Below are 15785 nucleotides of genomic sequence, written 5' to 3'. Positions count from 1 at the left end.
TCCTTGCCATTGTCTCGGTTCGGATTTCTGACTATCCCGGCTGTGGATGCAAGGAAAATCGGGGCGGGCATGGCTCAGATCTTTAGATGGTTGCTGCGGATCGCCGGGGGCATGGTTCTGCTGGCCGTGATTGCCATTTGCGGGCTTTACTTCCTGCTGTCACGGTCCCTGCCCGATTATGACAAGACCATCACGGTCGCCGGTATCGGCGCCCCGGTCGAGATCGTGCATGACAATGCCAACGTGCCGCATATCTTCGCAGGGAACGACGCGGATGTGTTCTTTGGCCTGGGATATGCCCACGCGCAGGACCGACTGTGGCAGATGACGATGCTGCGGCGCACGGTACAGGGCCGCCTGTCCGAGGTCTTCGGGCCCCGCACCATCAACATCGACAAGGTGCTGCGCCGCTTCGACCTCTATGGCGCGGCGATCAAATCGGTAGAGGCACAGGACGAGCGCACGCTTGCGGCCCTCAACGCCTATGCCGCCGGTGTCAACGCCCGGCTTCAGGACATCAACGATGCCGCCCTGGGCCGCGGTGCGCCTGAGATGTTCGTCTTTTCCAATCCGATCGCCCCCTGGCAGCCCGCCGATTCCATCGCCATCATCAAGCTGTTGTCGGTGCAGCTTTCGGCGCATCTGGAACATGAGGTGCTCTATGCCCGCACCTCGCTGGCGCTCGACGACGCGGCGCGGCTGGCCGATATCATGCCGCTTGATCCCGGCAGCGGTATCGCCGCCCTGCCAGACTATGCGAGCTTCTGGCCCGGCACCCCCCTGCCCACCATGTTGGCGGCGGCGGAGGGGCCGGAACACCCGCTCTCGCCGTTCCATAAACGCGCCTTCGCCGGGGCCTCCAACGCCTGGGCCGCGGCCCCGGCCCGCTCTGCCTCGGGTGGCACGTTGCTGGCCAATGATCCTCATCTGGGCTTCACCGCACCGGGCATCTGGTATCTTGCACGGCTCGAGCTGTCCTCGGGCGGGGTGATTGGCGGCACCGTGCCCGGCGTGCCCACCGTCATGACCGGGCGCAGTGCCAGCCTGGGATGGGGCATCACCTCATCCTACCTGGATGATCAGGACATCTTCATCGAGAAGGTGAACCCCGACAATCCCGGCGAATACCTGACGCCCGAGGGATACAAACCCTTCATCACCCAGCGGTCGATCATCCGGATCAAGGATGCCGATCCCGTCACCCTGACCCGCCGCTGGACGGAAAACGGCCCGGTCCTGCCCGGTTCGCATTACAACCTGGATCAGGTCACGCCCTCCGGCCACGTGGCGTCATTGTCCTGGACGGTGCTCAGCCCGCAGGACACGACCATGAGCGCGGCCATCGAGCTGATGTATGCCAAGACCATCGCCGAGGCGCTGGAGGCGGGGGAAAAATACATCGCGCCCAGCCAGAACCTGACCCTCGTCGATCAGACCAAGATCGCCATGAAGACCATCGGCGCGATGCCCCGCCGATCGGCTGACCACGAAAGCCGCGGCCGGATGCCCTCGCGCGGGTGGATCGCCGAAAACCGCTGGCAGGGGATCAGCCCCTATTCGGCCAATCCCGAATTCGTCGCGCCCGCGGGCGGGCTTCTTGGCAATACCAACAACAAGACGGTTGACCGCCCCTTTCCCCTGCATGTCAGCTATGTCTGGGGGGACACGCAGCGCGTGCACCGCTGGAAGCGGCTGATGCAGAACCGCGAGGTACACACCCGCGACAGCTTTATCGAGGCACAGCTGGACGCGGTCAGCTTTACCGCGCGGTCCCTGCTGCCGCTGATCGGCGCCGACCTGTGGTTCACCGGTGAATCCGCCCCCGAGGGCACGCCCGAACGCCAACGCCAGCGGGCGCTGCAGCTATTGTCGGACTGGAACGGCGAGATGAGCGAGCATCAGCCAGAGCCGCTGATCTACGCCGCCTGGCTGCGGGCGCTGCAGGACCGTCTGATCCAGGATCAGCTTGGCCCGCTGGCGGATGAATTCACCCATCCCAACCCGGTGTTCATCGAGCGGGTCTACCGCGACATCGACGGTGCCGCGGCCTGGTGTGATGTCAAGCAGTCCTCGCCGGTTGAAACCTGCACCGATATCGCCCGGCTGGCGCTGGACGATGCGCTGATCTGGATCGGCGAACGTTACGGTACCGCGCTGGAAAGCCTCCGCTGGGGCGATGCGCATCAGGCCACCCATGACCACCCGGTCCTGGGCGACGTGCCGGTGCTGCGCTATTTCGTGAATATCCGGCAATCCACCTCGGGCGGCGATAACACCCTGCTGCGCGGGCGCACGCGCGGCTCCGGGGAAGAGCCGTTTCAGAACGTGCATGGCGCGGGGTATCGCGGGGTCTATGATTTCGCCGACCCCGACAGCAGCGTTTTCATCACCGCGACGGGCCAGTCGGGGCATTTCCTGTCCCGGCACTACGATGACCTGTCACAGCTCTGGCGGCGCGGCGAATATATCCCGATGTCGCTTGACCCCGAACTTGCGCGCGCTGCGGCGGTCGGGGTGACGGTGCTGAATCCGGCCCCGCAATAGGCTGCCGTCAGTACCGGGTTGCCAGTGTCCGCTGATCCAGCCGCTCCAGATTCACGATCGTGCTCAGCATCAGACGGTCCTGGCTCCAGTCCGCCTGGCTGCCTTGCGACGAGATCGCGCCAAAACCGATCGCCGCCGCGAAAGGCAGGATCAGCGCCGCCGTGACCCATCTGGACGGTGCCGGCTGCCGGTGCGACAGCATCGCGACCACGCGGCGTTTCAGGAATTCCGCCGCGCGCCGCCCGCCCCCGGACCGCAGCAGCGGCACGGATGGCGCGGCCACCTGCCGCAACCCGCGATGGCCCAACGCGTTCTGACACACCCTCAACAGGCAGTCGCAGTAATCGCGCACGCCAAACTGACGCCGCGCCAGAATCTGCTGGTCGCAGGCCAGTTCCCGCAGCTCGTCGACCTCGCGCTTGAGATAGATGAAGGCCGGGTTCCAGAAGAACACCGGGCGCAGCGCTTCAAGCGCGATTTCCCAGCCCAGATCGCCCTGCCGCATGTGCTGAAGCTCATGGGCGATGGCAATCCGCAGATCATCGGCCTGCGACAGAAGCGCAGAGGGCAACACGATATAGCGCCGCGTCAGGCCGCGGGTGGAAAACGGGACATCTATGCGGTCGGTCAGGACGATGTGGACCGTGCCGAAACGCCGCCACAGATAACCGCGCCGGATGACAAGCCCGACCTGCCAGGCGTTGCGCATCAGCCGCCCCGCGCCAATCAAGGCGCCGCCCGCAAGGAAAAGCGCCACTGCAATCCCAAGGACCGAGGACAGCCCGGTGACATCTTGTGTGAACACCAGCCGCGACATCCACAACGCCTCGAACTGCGAGGGGGACATCCCGATGCGGCCATTCAGGAACTGCGCCAGGGCGAAATCGGAGATGCTTGCCGAATAGCCAGCGCCCCACAGCCCTGCCTGGGCAGCAAGGTGATGCAGGGCGATGACCAGCGGTGTCGCGGCCACGGCCAGCAATATGCCATAAATCAGGTGAAGCTGCATCAGACCGGCCCGGCGAAGCCACGTCTGGTTCAGCACAAATCGGGCGGCGGCCCACAAGACAGCCGCCAGAAAGAGAACCAGGTTTGCATCAATATACGCGTTGAAAATCGAGTCAGCCGTCATTGTCGGTCAACCTCCTGTCCAATAGCGCCCGTATCTCCTCCAGCGCTTCTTCCGACAGGCCGTCATCATCCACCAGTCGCGCCACAAGCGACGCGGGCGTGCCGTCGAACAGCTTGTCCGACAGGTTGCGCAGGGATTTCGACTGATAGGCCTCGCGGGCGAGCGCGGGTTTGTAAATCAGGGTCTTGTTGTGCTTCTCACTGGTCACAAACCCCTTTTGTTCCAGAATGCGCAAGATCGTCGCCGCCGAAGTATAGGCCAGGTTCCGGCCCGCCGCGAGGCGTGACAGAACATCCCGCACGCTGCCCTGGCCAAGCGCCCAGAGTTCGGTCATGAACTCCAGCTCGACCTCGGTCAAGAACTCGCTCTTCTTCTTCTGACGCATACGACTTTCCGCTTTACCAAACTGCTCGCCACCCGGTCAGCCTAGAGCGCACCGGCGAAAAACGCCACCGGGCGCCTCAGACCTTCCAGAAACAGAAGACGCCCCAGGCAATGCTCAGCCCCAGGGGCGCCCACAACGGCATCCCGACCAGGCCCAGCCAGGCCAGGAAGATATAGACCGTGCCCAGAAGCGAGATGAACAGCCTGTCGCCCCGGGTCGTCACCAGTCCGAAAACGCCCCTGCGCTCATCCCCGCCCGGCCGGCGGATTTCCAGCACCGTGATGACCCCCATCGCGGTGAAAATCCCGACGAAGACCAGCGCCGTGGGCCATGTCCATGCCATCCAGTTCAGCATTTCAGACCCTCCCCAGGGCGAAGCCCTTGGCGATGTAGTTGCGCACGAAATAGATCACGATGGCGCCGGGGATGATCGTCAGCGTTCCCGCCGCCGCCAAGAGGCCGAGCTCGTACCCCGCGCTTGACGCGGTCTTGGTCATCGTGGCGGCAATCGGCTTGGCCTCGACCGCCGTCAGGGTCTTCGCCAGCAAGAGTTCCACCCAGGAGAACATGAAGCAGAAGAAGGCCGCCACCCCGACCCCCGCCTTGATCGACGGCAGGAAGATCGACACGAAGAACCGCGGGAAGGAATAGCCATCGACATAGGCCGTTTCATCCAGTTCCTTGGGCACGCCCCCCATGAACCCTTCGAGGATCCAGACCGCCAGCGGGATGTTGAAAAGGCAATGCGCCAGCGCCACCGCCAGATGCGTATCAAACAGGCCCACCGCCGAATAAAGCTGAAAAAACGGCAGCGCAAAAACCGCCGCGGGTGCCATCCGGTTGGTCAAGAGCCAGAAGAACAGCTGCTTGTCCCCCAGGAACCTGTAGCGGCTGAACGCATAGGCGGCAGGCAGGGCCACGGTGATCGATATCACCGTGTTTATCGACACGTAGAGGATCGAATTGATGTAGCCCCAGTACCAGGACGGATCGGTGAAGATCACCCGGTAATTGTCCAGCGTGAAGGTCTGCGGAAACAATGAGAACCCGGCCAAGATCTCGTTGGTGGTCTTGAAGCTCATCGCCACCAGCCAGTAGATCGGCAAGAGCAGGAACAGGATATAGATGATCGGGATCAGGCTGCGCTTTCTCATTTTGCGTCATCCTTCGTCATCAGCGTGTAGAACAGCCAGCTGACCAGCAGCGTGATCGCGAAATAGATCAGCGACATCGCCGCCGCCGGACCCAGATCGAACTGTCCTAGCGCGATCTTCACCAGGTCGATGGACAGAAGCGTGGTCGAATTGCCCGGCCCCCCGCCGGTCAGGACAAACGGTTCGGTGTAAATGTTGAAACTGTCCATGAACCGCAGCAGGATCGCGATGGTCAGCACCGTCTTCATCTTGGGCAACTGGATATAGCGGAACACCGACCAGGGGCTGGCGCCGTCGATCTTGGCCGCCTGGTAGTAGGCATCCGGGATCGAGACCAGCCCGGCATAGCTGAGCAGGACCACCAGCGAGGTCCAGTGCCAGACATCCATGATGATGATCGTGATCCAGGCCGCCAACGGGTTCTGGGTCATGTCATAGGGGATGCCCAGCGTGTGGTTCATCAGGTATCCCAGCAGCCCGATATCGGGTAGCGCGAAGATGTTCCACATCGCCCCCACCACGTTCCACGGGATCAGCATCGGCAGCGCCATCGTCACCAGGCAGACCGGCACCCAGATGCCCTGGCGCGGCATGCTGAGCGCGATGATGATGCCAAGCGGCACCTCGATCGCCAGAATGATTCCGGTGAACAGGAATTGCCGGCCCAGGGCGGCGTGGAACCTGTCGGAGTTCAGGAGCTCCTCGAACCAGCGCAGCCCTTCGAAGAAGAACACGTTGTTGCCAAAGGTTTCCTGCACCGAATAGTTGACCACGGTCATCATCGGGATAAGCGCGTTGAACGCCACCAGCAGGAGCACCGGCAGCACGAAGAACCACGCTTTCTGGTTTTCTGTTCTCATGCCCCTGCCCTTTCCGTGGCCAGCCAGCCATCGCGGTAGACGCGCGTGTGACTGGCGGTGAATGCAAGATGCACGGCCTCGCCCTGCGCTGGCAAATCGCCCGTGCTGATGGCCTTGACCAGGGTATCGCCGACCATCGCGTCGACGACGCTGTGGCGGCCCACATCGGCGACCTTGCGCACACGCGCCGGCAGCCCCGCGTCCGCGATCCTGACGAATTCGGGGCGCACACCAAGCTGGGTCAGACCTTCGCCAAGACTGATCCGCCCCTCGACCTCCACCTTGTGGCCCTCGAAATAGGCCGATCCGTTGCGAATGTCGGCGGGCAGCACATTCATGCCCGGCGAGCCGATGAAATGGCCCACGAAAGTATGCGCCGGGCGCTCGAACAGTTCCACCGGCGTGCCGATCTGCACGATCTCGCCCTCTTGCATCACAACGACCTGATCGGCAAAGGTAAGCGCCTCGGTCTGGTCATGGGTGACATAGATCATGGTTGCGCGAACTTTCTGATGCAGCTCCTTGAGTTTACTGCGCAATTTCCATTTCAGATGCGGATCGATCACGGTCAGTGGTTCGTCGAACATCACCACGTTCACATCGTCGCGCACCAGCCCGCGGCCCATGCTGATCTTCTGCTTGTTGTCGGGCGACAGGTTGGCGGCGCGGGTGCTCAGCATGTCGGTGACTTCCAGCATTTCGGCAATCTCCAGCACGCGCGACCTGACCACATCCTCGGCCACGCCGCGATTGCGCAGCGGAAAGGCCAGGTTGTCGAAAACGCTCATCGTGTCGTAGATCACCGGGAACTGGAAAACCTGGGCGATGTTGCGCTGGTTGGGCGGCAGATCGGTCACGTCCACATCGTCGAACAGAATCCGCCCCTCGGACGGGGTCAGCAGGCCCGAGATGATGTTGAGCAGCGTCGATTTTCCGCAGCCGGACGGCCCCAGCAGCGCATAGGCGCCGCCATCCGACCAGTCCAGGTCGATCTCTTTCAAGGCATAATCATCCGGCCCGGACGGATCCGGGTAATAGCTGTGCCGCAGCTTCGAGAGTGTGATCTTGGCCATCAGTCCACCCCCCGAGAGACCAGCTGCCCATCGGGCGCGAAATAGAAACAGGCCGCCGGATCAAGGTAGAACTGATGATCCGCGCCGATCTCGAACGGATGGACGCCATGCGCAAGCGAAACCCAGTCGGCCGACCGCATCTGGAAATGCGCGCTGCTTTCCGACCCGCTGAGCTCGGTCACCAGAACCGTGCCCGTCAGCGCCACGGAATGTGCCTCAGAACCCACCGGCGCCACGTGATGCGGGCGGACGGCAATCGTATATGCCCCGTCGGTCAGATCCCCCACCGCGCCCGTCGCCGGCCACGCGGCATCGTCGCCCATGTGGATCACGTCGCCTTTCTTGCGGATCTCGGCGGTGTTGATGGGGGGATCGGAAAACACCCTTGCCGCCATCATCGACTGTGGATGGCGGTAGATTTCGGCGGTTGGCCCGAACTGCACGACGCGCCCATCCTCCATCAACCCGGTCTTGCCCCCCAACAGCAGCGCCTCTTCCGGCTCGGAGGTGGCATAGACCACGACCGCGCCGCGCCCGGCAAACAGTTCCGGCAATTGTTCGCGCAGTTCCTCGCGCAGCTTGTAATCCAGGTTGGCCAGTGGCTCGTCCAGAAACACAGCCCGGCTTTCCTTGGCGATGGCCCGCGCCAGCGCCGTACGCTGCTGCTGTCCGCCCGACAATTCATGCGGGCGGCGGTGCAGCATCGGCCGAAGCTGGAGGATATCTGCGGCCTCTTCCACCCGCCCCTGGATTTCCGATTTCGGCATACCCGCCACTTTCAGCGGCGAGGCGATGTTATCGAACACCGTCATATGCGGATAGTTGACGAAAAACTGATGCACCAGGCTGATATTGCGCTTCTGCGTGTTCAGCCGGGTCACGTCCTGGCCATCCATCAGGATCTGCCCGCCGGCGATCGGATCAAGCCCCGCCATCATCTTGATAAGTGATGTCTTGCCCGCCCCGGTTTCCCCCAGAAGCACGTTGAAGTGACCCGTTTCCAATATCAGCGAGGTCGGCTTGATATGGACCTGCCCGGCGACTTCCTTGGTGATGTTTCTTAATTCTACGGTCATCTTGGTCCTTGCCGACACCCCTTTCGGCGCATTCACGATGGCCGGGGCAGAAACACGCCCCGGCCATCAATGCGCGGCATCCCTGCCGCACCTTACAGGAACTTGGCCCTACTGGGCAGCCCAGCGGGCGACAAGCTCGTCATAATTGACGGTCTGGCCCTGCGGCTTCTCGTTCTCCAGCTTGGCCTTGGGCGATCCCGGCTTCGACAGCCATTCCTCGGGATCGCTTTCCGGGTTCAGGCGCGGGCCGCAGCCACCATAGACATTGGCCCCCTCGTCCGCCGCCTGCATCCGCGACATGGTGATATCCATCTCCTCGGCCAGACGGTCCATGGCTTCCTGCGGGGTAAAGGCGCCCGAGTTCACGTCACCGATCTGCTGCCACCAGATCTGCGCCAGCTTGGGATAATCCGGCACGTTCACACCGGTCGGCGACCACGCCACCCGGTCCGGCGAGCGGTAGAATTCCACCAGGCCGCCCAGTTTGGGCGCACGTTCGGTGAAGCTTTCGTGATTGACCGAGCTGTCGCGGATGAAGGTCAGCCCGACATGGGATTTCTTCACATCCACGGTCTTCGAGGTCACGAACTGCGCATAAAGCCATGCGGCCTGCGCCCGGTCGCCGGGCGTGGATTTCAGGAAGGTCCAGGACCCCACGTCCTGATAGCCGACCTTCTGACCCTCTTCCCAATAGGGACCGTGCGGGCTGGGTGCCATGCGCCACAGCGGATTGCCGTCGGCATCGACAGTGTTGTTGCCCTCGGATTGCGGCTTGACCATGTCGGCGGTGAAGGCCGTGTACCAGAAGATCTGCTGTGCCACGTTGCCCTGGCTGAGCGCCGGAAGCGACTGGTAGAAGTCATAGCTGGCCGCCCCCGGAGGCGCGTAATTCCGCAGCCATTCATCCCATTTGCGGATCGCATAAACCGCCGCCGGGCCGTTGGCCGCCCCACCGCGGCTGACGCTGGCGCCAACAGGGTTGCAGGTGCCCGCTTCCATCCGGATGCCCCATTCGTCGACCGGGATACCGTTGGGTTCGCCCTTGTCGCCGGCGCCGGCCATGGAAAGCCAGGCATCGGTCATCCGCCAGCCCAGGTCGGGCGCGCGCTTGCCGTAATCCATGTGACCATAGATCGTGGTGCCGTCGACCTCTTTCACGTCATTGGTGAAGAACTCGGCGATATCCTCGTAGGCCGACCAGTTGACCGGCACGCCCAGGTCATAGCCGTATTTCTCCTTGAACGCGGCCTGCAGGTCTTCGCGGTCGAACCAGTCCTTGCGGAACCAGTAGAGGTTGGCGAATTGCTGGTCAGGCAACTGATAGAGCTTGCCATCGGGGCCGGTGGTGAACTGGCTGCCCATGAAATCGTCCAGATCGAGCGTCGGCGAGGTGGTCGCCGCCCAGTCGCCCGCCATCTGGTCGGTCAGGTTGTAGGCCAGCTGCAGGCGCGAATGCGTCCCGATCAGATCACTGTCATTCACGTAGCCATCATACAGGTTCCGGCCGGTCTGCATCTGGGTCTGCACGGCCTGAACGACCTCGCCCTCGCCCAGGATCTGGTGGTTGACCTTGATCCCGGTGATTTCCTCGAACGCCTTGGTCAGAACGTCCGATTCATACGAATGTGTCGGAATGCCTTCGGACAGAACATTGATTTCCATGCCGGCATAGGGCTGCGCGGCCTCGATGAACCATTGCATTTCGGCCATCTGTTCGTCTTTCGACAGAACCGATGGCTGGAATTCCTGATCAATCCAGCGCTGCGCCGCCGCTTCATCGGCTGTGGCTGCACCTGACGCCGCAATAACGGCAGACGCGGCAACCGCGCCCAGCAGATACCTACGCATCTTTTCTCCTCCCATAAATTTTGTACCGGAATGATCCGGCAGATGCAGTCTTGTCGGGAAATCGGTGATTTGCAAACTAAAAATTTAGTAGACACGGCTCTTTCATGACCGCGCGCGCAAGGTACCAAACGTCTCTTCGCGCGGCTGCTGCATCAGCCACGGCGCCAGAACACAAGCGCGCCGGTTTTCGGTGCCATTCTGCGCGTCACCCGCTGCTGACGTCGCGCGGCACCAGGCCGGCTGCAAGGCGCATGAACGGCCCCCTAATAGTCCTTTTCGAAGAAGATCCCCAAACCGGTGCCGCCATCCGAGCCGACGGAGCCACGCAGCTTGGTCCGGCGCGAGAGGTCGATGTTCAGATTGATTTGCGTGTTCTGTTGATCGCCGATCTGCACATCGGTATAGATATTGTCGCTGATATACTTACCGACCCCAAGCGTCGTTTCGCCATCGGCATCCGAACTTACACTGAGGTCGTCAAGCCCGGTCGACTGGCGGATGCGTTCTGCCAGGCTGGTGCCGCCCCGGCCTGCGAGGGTCGCCACCGCCGAGGCCAGCTGCAGCGCCTGAAACGCCGAAAGCGAACCCAGGTCGCGGCCGAACAGCAGCCGCGCCAACACCTCGTCATCGGGCAGCGGCGGCTCGGACACAAAGCGGACCTCCGGCGCATCGGCGCGCCCCTCGATGATCACGCGTACCACGGTGTCATCATCGGCGACCGTGCTGGCCACCAGCCGAATCCCCGGCACGAAATCCCCCTGAAGGCGCGCGCGCCCCTCGTCCAGGGTCAGGCGCTTGCCCAGGATGTCCAGCCGCCCGCGGATCAGGTCGAGCCCGCCGATCGGGATGATATCCGCCGTTGTCCCGGTCATGCGGAAACGCCCGCCCAGTTCCGCGTCAAGGCCCCGGCCACGCACGAAAACGCGGTTATCCGCGACGATCAGCACGTCAAGCCCAACCGCGGGCCCCGCCGATGATCCGCCGGTATCAGGTCCGTCGGCAATCAGCCCGGCATTCCGGCGTGTTTGCCGCACGTTACGCGGCTCGTTCACATGCCGGATCTCGGGGATATGACCCGCGCCCAGACCGGTTGACGGAACCCGGACCTCGGTATTGTCCAGATTGATCTGGCCGGTGATCGTGAGGTTGTCGGGCGCGTTGCCCTGAACCACCAGATCACCCCGCGCCAGCGTTTCGAACAGTTTCGGATCGCGCAGCGTCACCCCAAGGATCCTGACCCCGAGGCTGGTGGCATGGGGTGCCTGCGTGCCAACATCGCCGGCGATCACCAACCGCCCCCCGGTGGCAAGATCGGCCGACGATCTGATCGCGGCCTGATTGCCCGACAGGGTGATTGTCGTGTCGATCCCGGACAGCGAATTCTGCAGTGCGGGCAAGGAAACGCGCGCCCCGGATGTGCTGAGCTGACCCGAGACTGAGGACAGCGCAAGCGGACCGTCAAGGCGCAGATCGAACCGGGCCATTCCCTGTGCGGCGTTGGGCCGTATCCGCCTGTTGGCCAGGGCCAGTGGCAAGGTGCCATTCATCTCCAGCGCGGCACTGCTGGCATCCGACCGCACTTGACCGGCCACCGCAAAGGTGCTGCCGCCGGGCCCCTGCCCGGTGGTGTCCACGGCCCAGCTTTCGCCCTGCTGGCGGATCCGCGCCTCGAATTCGGCGCTGCCGGGCAGATCCGGCAACAGCGCCGCCACATTGCCGATCCGGCCGGTCAGCCTGGCGCTCGGCTCGCCGCCTTCGGGCAGGGCAACCTGGCCCCGTGCGGTGGACTGGAACGGCCCGGTGCCCTCGATATCGACCAGCCAGCCGGTACCGTGCTGCGTGGCCTCGCCCGACAGTTCCACCGGCCCGGCGATCCCGCTGACAAAGCGTTGCAGGTCGTCAAGCGCGGTCCGAAATTCGAAATTGGTCTGTTCCGAGCTGACAAAGCCGTTCACGGCGGCCGACGCCCCCGTGGTGTCCAGCGTCGCAGAGCGCAGCACCAGGCCGTCCTCATCCCGTTTGCCCGAAACGAAAAGCGTGCTCTGCCCGGCAAGGATCGGGTCGACCTTTTCGATGCCCGCCCCCAGGTCCGTGCCCGTGGCCGACAGTTCCAGGTCAAACGCGCCCGTCAACAGCGCGGCTTCGCCCTTGAGGTCAGCGGTCAGCCCGCCTTTCAGGGGCTGCCCCGCCAGATCGGAGAAGCGGGCAATATCCTCGACCTCGGCGCTGAAGGCACCGGCGAATGTCACCGCGCTTTCCAGCCCGTCGATCCTGCCGCCGCCGGAAAGGGTCATGCCGTCGCCCTGCAGGCTGACATTGCTCAGGTCCAGCGGCGCGCCCTCGCGCCAGGCAAGCTCGCCCAGCAACGCAAAGCTGTCACCTAGGGCACGCGACACCGCGTCGTCGGAAAGCCCGATACCGAAAACGCGGCTGTCGATGCGCGCCGTCACCGCGCGGCCATCGTCGTCATTCTGGATGGTTCCGTTGGCTGACAGATCGACCCCGTCGATCGCGATATCGGGGCGCTCGAAATCATCCAGCCGGGCCTTCACGATCCATGCATCGCCCTCGGCGGCATCGAACAGCGCGGTGATATCCGCCCGGCGCACCAGCGTTGGCGGGCCGGACAGCGGCAGCGTGACCTTGCCCTGCGCCGGGTCTTCCAGCAGCCCGTTGATCTCGAACCGTTCCGGCAGCCCCTCGGCCGAGATATCGACGGTCCCTTCCAACAGCAGCGACGCGGCCCTGAGTTCCATCTTTTCAAGGCTGACGCGGCCATCGGGAAACAGCCGGACCAGGCTAACCAGCGCCACGTCATTGCCGAAAAACGGCTGGTAGGCGGGGGCGAAAAGCGGCGCCAGATCCCCGGCGATGTCAACCGATATGATCCGGGGCGATGGCTGATCCTCTGCCGCGGCGGAGCTTTCGGCGCTTACCACCTGCGTGCTGATCTGGCCCGCCATCCTTTCCTCGCCCGCGCTTTTCAGCACCACCCGGGCGACAAATTCGTCAATCGGCGCATCGCCCTGCACCGACAGTTCCAGCGCCGGTCGGCCCGGAAGGTCAAGCAGGGTAGCGGTGATGCCATCCTCGGCCTCGTCCAGCAGCAGGTCCAGCACAAGCTGACGGGTGGCGTTGGCATAACGGCCCGCCAGGCTGAATTGCCCCCGCGGCCCGTTCAGGCGCGTCACCGACAGGTCCGCCTGCCCCTCACCCCCGGCAAGCGATACCGCGCCGTCCACGGTCAGGGTGACAGGCTCGCCAAGGATGGTTTCGCCCAATGTCACCTCTCCGGCGGCCAGCTTGCCGATATTGATGCTGACCGGCAGTTCCGGCAGTGAAAACCCGGTCGCGGCCTCAGGCGAGGCAGGCGCGTCACTCTTCGGCAGGCGCGCCACGTCGATCCGCGCGGCGGAAATCTGTTCGATCTCGATCTGCCCGCGCAGAACCGCCAGCCGGTTCCAGTCCAGCACCGCATCTTCCAGTGTCAGCCAGATACCGTCGTCATCGGCGACGGTCAGCCGGTCCATGCTGACCCGTGAACTCAGCACGCCGCGGAACCCGTCAATGCGCACCTCTCGCCCCAGCCCGGACAGGGCATCCTGCAGGTACCGGGTGATCCTGCCCTTGTCCTCTTCGGCCGTGTCCTGCTGGGCTGCGGCCCCGGTCAGGCTGATGACCAGCAGGGATATGATGAAAAGCCAACGCATCAGAATGCCTGTCCAATCCCGATATAGAATTCAAAACCCGACGTGTCGGGGCCAGTCACAGGGACCGCAACATCGAACCGGATCGGGCCAAAGGCGGTCTTGTACCGGGCCCCGACCCCGGCACCGCTGTGCCAGTCGCCGGTGCCGTCGGGAAAACTGTTCCGGCCGATATATCCGACATCGTAGAATACCACGCCACCGATTTTTCCGCTGACCGGGAAACGCGCCTCGCCCGCCAGCCCGATGAATGACCGCCCGCCGGTCCGTACGGTGCCGGTCAGGATCGACAAAGACTGGTAGGACTGGCCGCGAACGGTGCCGCTGCCGCCCGACAGAAACAGAAGGTCCGGCGGTGTGCCCGCCAGCGATGACCCGATGATCGACCCGAATTGCAGCCGCGTGGCCAGCACGATCTCGCTGTTTCCCAGCGAGCGATAACCGCGCGCGTCCAGATAGCCGCGCGCCCCGCTTTCGCTGCCGTCGAGGCCGTAATAGGGCAGCGCCTCGGCCGACAGGTAGAACCCTTCGGTCGGGTCCAGTTCGTTGTCCCGTTTGTCCCAGGTCAATTCGATCGGCACGGTCAGATGGGTGAAGGTCCGGCTGCCGAACTGGTCGCGCGCATCCGAGAAGCGATAGGCAAGCCCGATCCTTCCCTCCAGCTCTTCCGAGTAATAGTGGCTGATCCCCGCGCCCACGGTGATCTGTTCCGAATTGAACAGCTCTTCATCCAGCTGCTCAAGCTCGATCAGCGCATAAAGGTCGGTATCGGAATCAAAGGTCGACGGCCGCGTCAGGCCGATGCGCAGCGTACTATCGACGCCCTCGGTGTCACCGCCCAGGCCGGCAATTTCGGCCTCCACGCGAAACCGCTCGGCCCCGCCAAAGAGATTGCGGTGCATCCAGAAGCCCGACAGCGTCAGCCCTTCGATGGATTCGATCTCGGCGCCGAAGCCGAACCGCCTTGGCTTGGCGTCCACGACATCCAGATCGATATCCAGCGTGCCGTCGGGGTTCAGCTGATCGGCTTCGCGAACCGTGACCGCGCTGAACGCGCCCGTGCGCCGCAGCCGGTTGGCCGCGCGCTCTACCTCGACCGGGTCGAACAGCTTGCCCCGCGGGATACCGGCAATGCGGCGGATACGGTCCTCTCTGACATCGCTGGGCCCAGGCACGTTGACCTTGCCGAAGGTCGCCGAGCGGCCCGGATCCAGCGCCAGATCGACATTCAGCCGCGCCCTGGCGTGATCGGCGGTAATGTCTTCGCGAACGACGCGCGCCTTGGCGAAACTGCGGGCACGCCACGCGTCTATACCTGCCTCGGCGGCATCAGCGATCACGCCCACATTGGCGGGCTGACCGGGGGCGAAACCTTCCGGCAGCTTGGTATCGGGGTCCAGCGGGCCGATCCTGGCCGTGCCCAACCGGAAGGGCGGCCCCGTCTCGATCAGGATCATGACGCGGCGCACCGATCTGAGTTGCGCCAGCGGCGGTATCTCGGCGGCCTCGCGCCCATCCACCAGGATCTTGATCACCGGGCCGAAATACCCCTGCGCATAAAGGTTCGACACCAGGTTGCCGTAATCCGCCTGGGCCGCCGCCAGGATATCCAGCGGGGCGGTCACCTCTTCGCGCATGGCGGTCATCACCAACGAGGACTGGGTCAGCCGGTCGCGCAGCGCCTCATCCTGACGGGTCAGCTGCAATCCGGCCTCAAAGCACCAGGCGGTGCTCAGCCGGCACAGGAAAAAAGCGGTCGCCACCCACCACAGCCAGCCAGGGCGCATCGCTTTGTCAATCATTGAAAACCCACTTCCGGCAGCTCCGACACCCACATCCCCGACCCTGCTTGACCGGGCGATCCACCATGTAAACCTAGGACAAGCGCCCCCCTTCGTCCATGCACATACCGCAAGAATCCGCCGACCCGGCCCGACGGCAGTGACTGGCGCGGGAACGCGATGATCGGCCACGGGCGGAGCGTTGAATTAGTGCCAGCACGCAAC

General features: G+C 63.7%; 11 protein-coding genes. 1 reads left to right on the top strand and 10 read right to left on the bottom strand.

All coding sequences use genetic code 11. The features are described 5' to 3' along the window. Positions 1–69 precede the first annotated feature (69 nt). A complete protein-coding gene (locus AAFO92_RS05690; protein WP_347533683.1) occupies positions 70–2544 on the top strand; it encodes a penicillin acylase family protein in 2475 nt (824 codons plus the stop codon). Between the two features lie 7 nt (positions 2545–2551). On the opposite strand, the gene AAFO92_RS05685 is transcribed toward AAFO92_RS05690, so the two are convergent. The 10 genes from AAFO92_RS05685 to AAFO92_RS05640 all read right to left on the bottom strand — a co-directional run bounded on the left by AAFO92_RS05685 (position 2552) and on the right by AAFO92_RS05640 (position 15581). Beyond that, a complete protein-coding gene (locus AAFO92_RS05685) occupies positions 2552–3676 on the bottom strand; it encodes a M56 family metallopeptidase (RefSeq protein ID WP_347533682.1) in 1125 nt (374 codons plus the stop codon). Further along, on the bottom strand, positions 3666–4061 hold the full coding sequence (locus tag AAFO92_RS05680) for a BlaI/MecI/CopY family transcriptional regulator (RefSeq protein WP_347533681.1): 396 nt from the start codon (positions 4059–4061) through the stop codon (positions 3666–3668). Before AAFO92_RS05680 ends, AAFO92_RS05685 begins: the two co-directional genes overlap by 11 nt. Before the next feature lie 76 nt (positions 4062–4137). After that, a complete protein-coding gene (locus AAFO92_RS05675) occupies positions 4138–4416 on the bottom strand; it encodes a DUF2160 domain-containing protein (RefSeq protein WP_347533680.1) in 279 nt (92 codons plus the stop codon). A gap of 1 nt (position 4417) precedes the next feature. Then, entirely contained in the window at positions 4418–5215 is a 798-nt protein-coding gene (locus tag AAFO92_RS05670) for a carbohydrate ABC transporter permease (protein WP_347533679.1), read from the bottom strand. After that, the gene (locus tag AAFO92_RS05665; RefSeq protein WP_347533678.1) at positions 5212–6075 is read right to left on the bottom strand and encodes a sugar ABC transporter permease; all 864 of its coding nucleotides are present in this window, start codon (positions 6073–6075) and stop codon (positions 5212–5214) included. The genes AAFO92_RS05670 and AAFO92_RS05665 overlap by 4 nt, the downstream gene beginning before the upstream one ends. After that, a complete protein-coding gene (locus AAFO92_RS05660; RefSeq protein ID WP_347533677.1) occupies positions 6072–7148 on the bottom strand; it encodes an ABC transporter ATP-binding protein in 1077 nt (358 codons plus the stop codon). Before AAFO92_RS05660 ends, AAFO92_RS05665 begins: the two co-directional genes overlap by 4 nt. Further along, positions 7148–8224 (bottom strand): ABC transporter ATP-binding protein, encoded by a 1077-nt coding sequence (locus AAFO92_RS05655; protein WP_347533676.1) that lies wholly within the window; start codon positions 8222–8224, stop codon positions 7148–7150. The genes AAFO92_RS05660 and AAFO92_RS05655 overlap by 1 nt, the downstream gene beginning before the upstream one ends. A 108-nt stretch (positions 8225–8332) precedes the next feature. Beyond that, on the bottom strand, positions 8333–10072 hold the full coding sequence (locus tag AAFO92_RS05650) for an ABC transporter substrate-binding protein (RefSeq protein ID WP_347533675.1): 1740 nt from the start codon (positions 10070–10072) through the stop codon (positions 8333–8335). A 263-nt stretch (positions 10073–10335) separates the two neighbouring features. Further along, a complete protein-coding gene (locus AAFO92_RS05645; RefSeq protein ID WP_347533674.1) occupies positions 10336–13782 on the bottom strand; it encodes a translocation/assembly module TamB domain-containing protein in 3447 nt (1148 codons plus the stop codon). Beyond that, positions 13782–15581 (bottom strand): autotransporter assembly complex family protein, encoded by a 1800-nt coding sequence (locus AAFO92_RS05640; protein WP_347533673.1) that lies wholly within the window; start codon positions 15579–15581, stop codon positions 13782–13784. Before AAFO92_RS05640 ends, AAFO92_RS05645 begins: the two co-directional genes overlap by 1 nt. Positions 15582–15785: the final 204 nt, after the last annotated feature.

The sequence above is a fragment of the Roseovarius sp. CAU 1744 genome (genome assembly GCF_039839345.1).
Classification (GTDB): Bacteria; Pseudomonadota; Alphaproteobacteria; order Rhodobacterales; family Rhodobacteraceae; genus Roseovarius.
The sequence above is the reverse complement of the archived record's forward strand: the minus strand, read 5'-3'. Positions and strand labels throughout refer to the sequence as shown.

Excerpts from the sequence above, each read along its gene's own strand:
- AAFO92_RS05690 (WP_347533683.1), top strand. The coding sequence starts at position 70 with ATGGCTCAGATCTTTAGATGGTTGCTGCGGATCGCCGGGGGCATGGTT.
- AAFO92_RS05680 (WP_347533681.1), bottom strand. The coding sequence starts at position 4,061 with ATGCGTCAGAAGAAGAAGAGCGAGTTCTTGACCGAGGTCGAGCTGGAG.
- AAFO92_RS05675 (WP_347533680.1), bottom strand. The coding sequence starts at position 4,416 with ATGCTGAACTGGATGGCATGGACATGGCCCACGGCGCTGGTCTTCGTC.
- AAFO92_RS05670 (WP_347533679.1), bottom strand. The coding sequence starts at position 5,215 with ATGAGAAAGCGCAGCCTGATCCCGATCATCTATATCCTGTTCCTGCTC.
- AAFO92_RS05640 (WP_347533673.1), bottom strand. The coding sequence starts at position 15,581 with ATGATTGACAAAGCGATGCGCCCTGGCTGGCTGTGGTGGGTGGCGACC.
- AAFO92_RS05655 (WP_347533676.1), bottom strand. The coding sequence starts at position 8,224 with ATGACCGTAGAATTAAGAAACATCACCAAGGAAGTCGCCGGGCAGGTC.
- AAFO92_RS05685 (WP_347533682.1), bottom strand. The coding sequence starts at position 3,676 with ATGACGGCTGACTCGATTTTCAACGCGTATATTGATGCAAACCTGGTT.
- AAFO92_RS05650 (WP_347533675.1), bottom strand. The coding sequence starts at position 10,072 with ATGCGTAGGTATCTGCTGGGCGCGGTTGCCGCGTCTGCCGTTATTGCG.
- AAFO92_RS05665 (WP_347533678.1), bottom strand. The coding sequence starts at position 6,075 with ATGAGAACAGAAAACCAGAAAGCGTGGTTCTTCGTGCTGCCGGTGCTC.
- AAFO92_RS05660 (WP_347533677.1), bottom strand. The coding sequence starts at position 7,148 with ATGGCCAAGATCACACTCTCGAAGCTGCGGCACAGCTATTACCCGGAT.
- AAFO92_RS05645 (WP_347533674.1), bottom strand. The coding sequence starts at position 13,782 with ATGCGTTGGCTTTTCATCATATCCCTGCTGGTCATCAGCCTGACCGGG.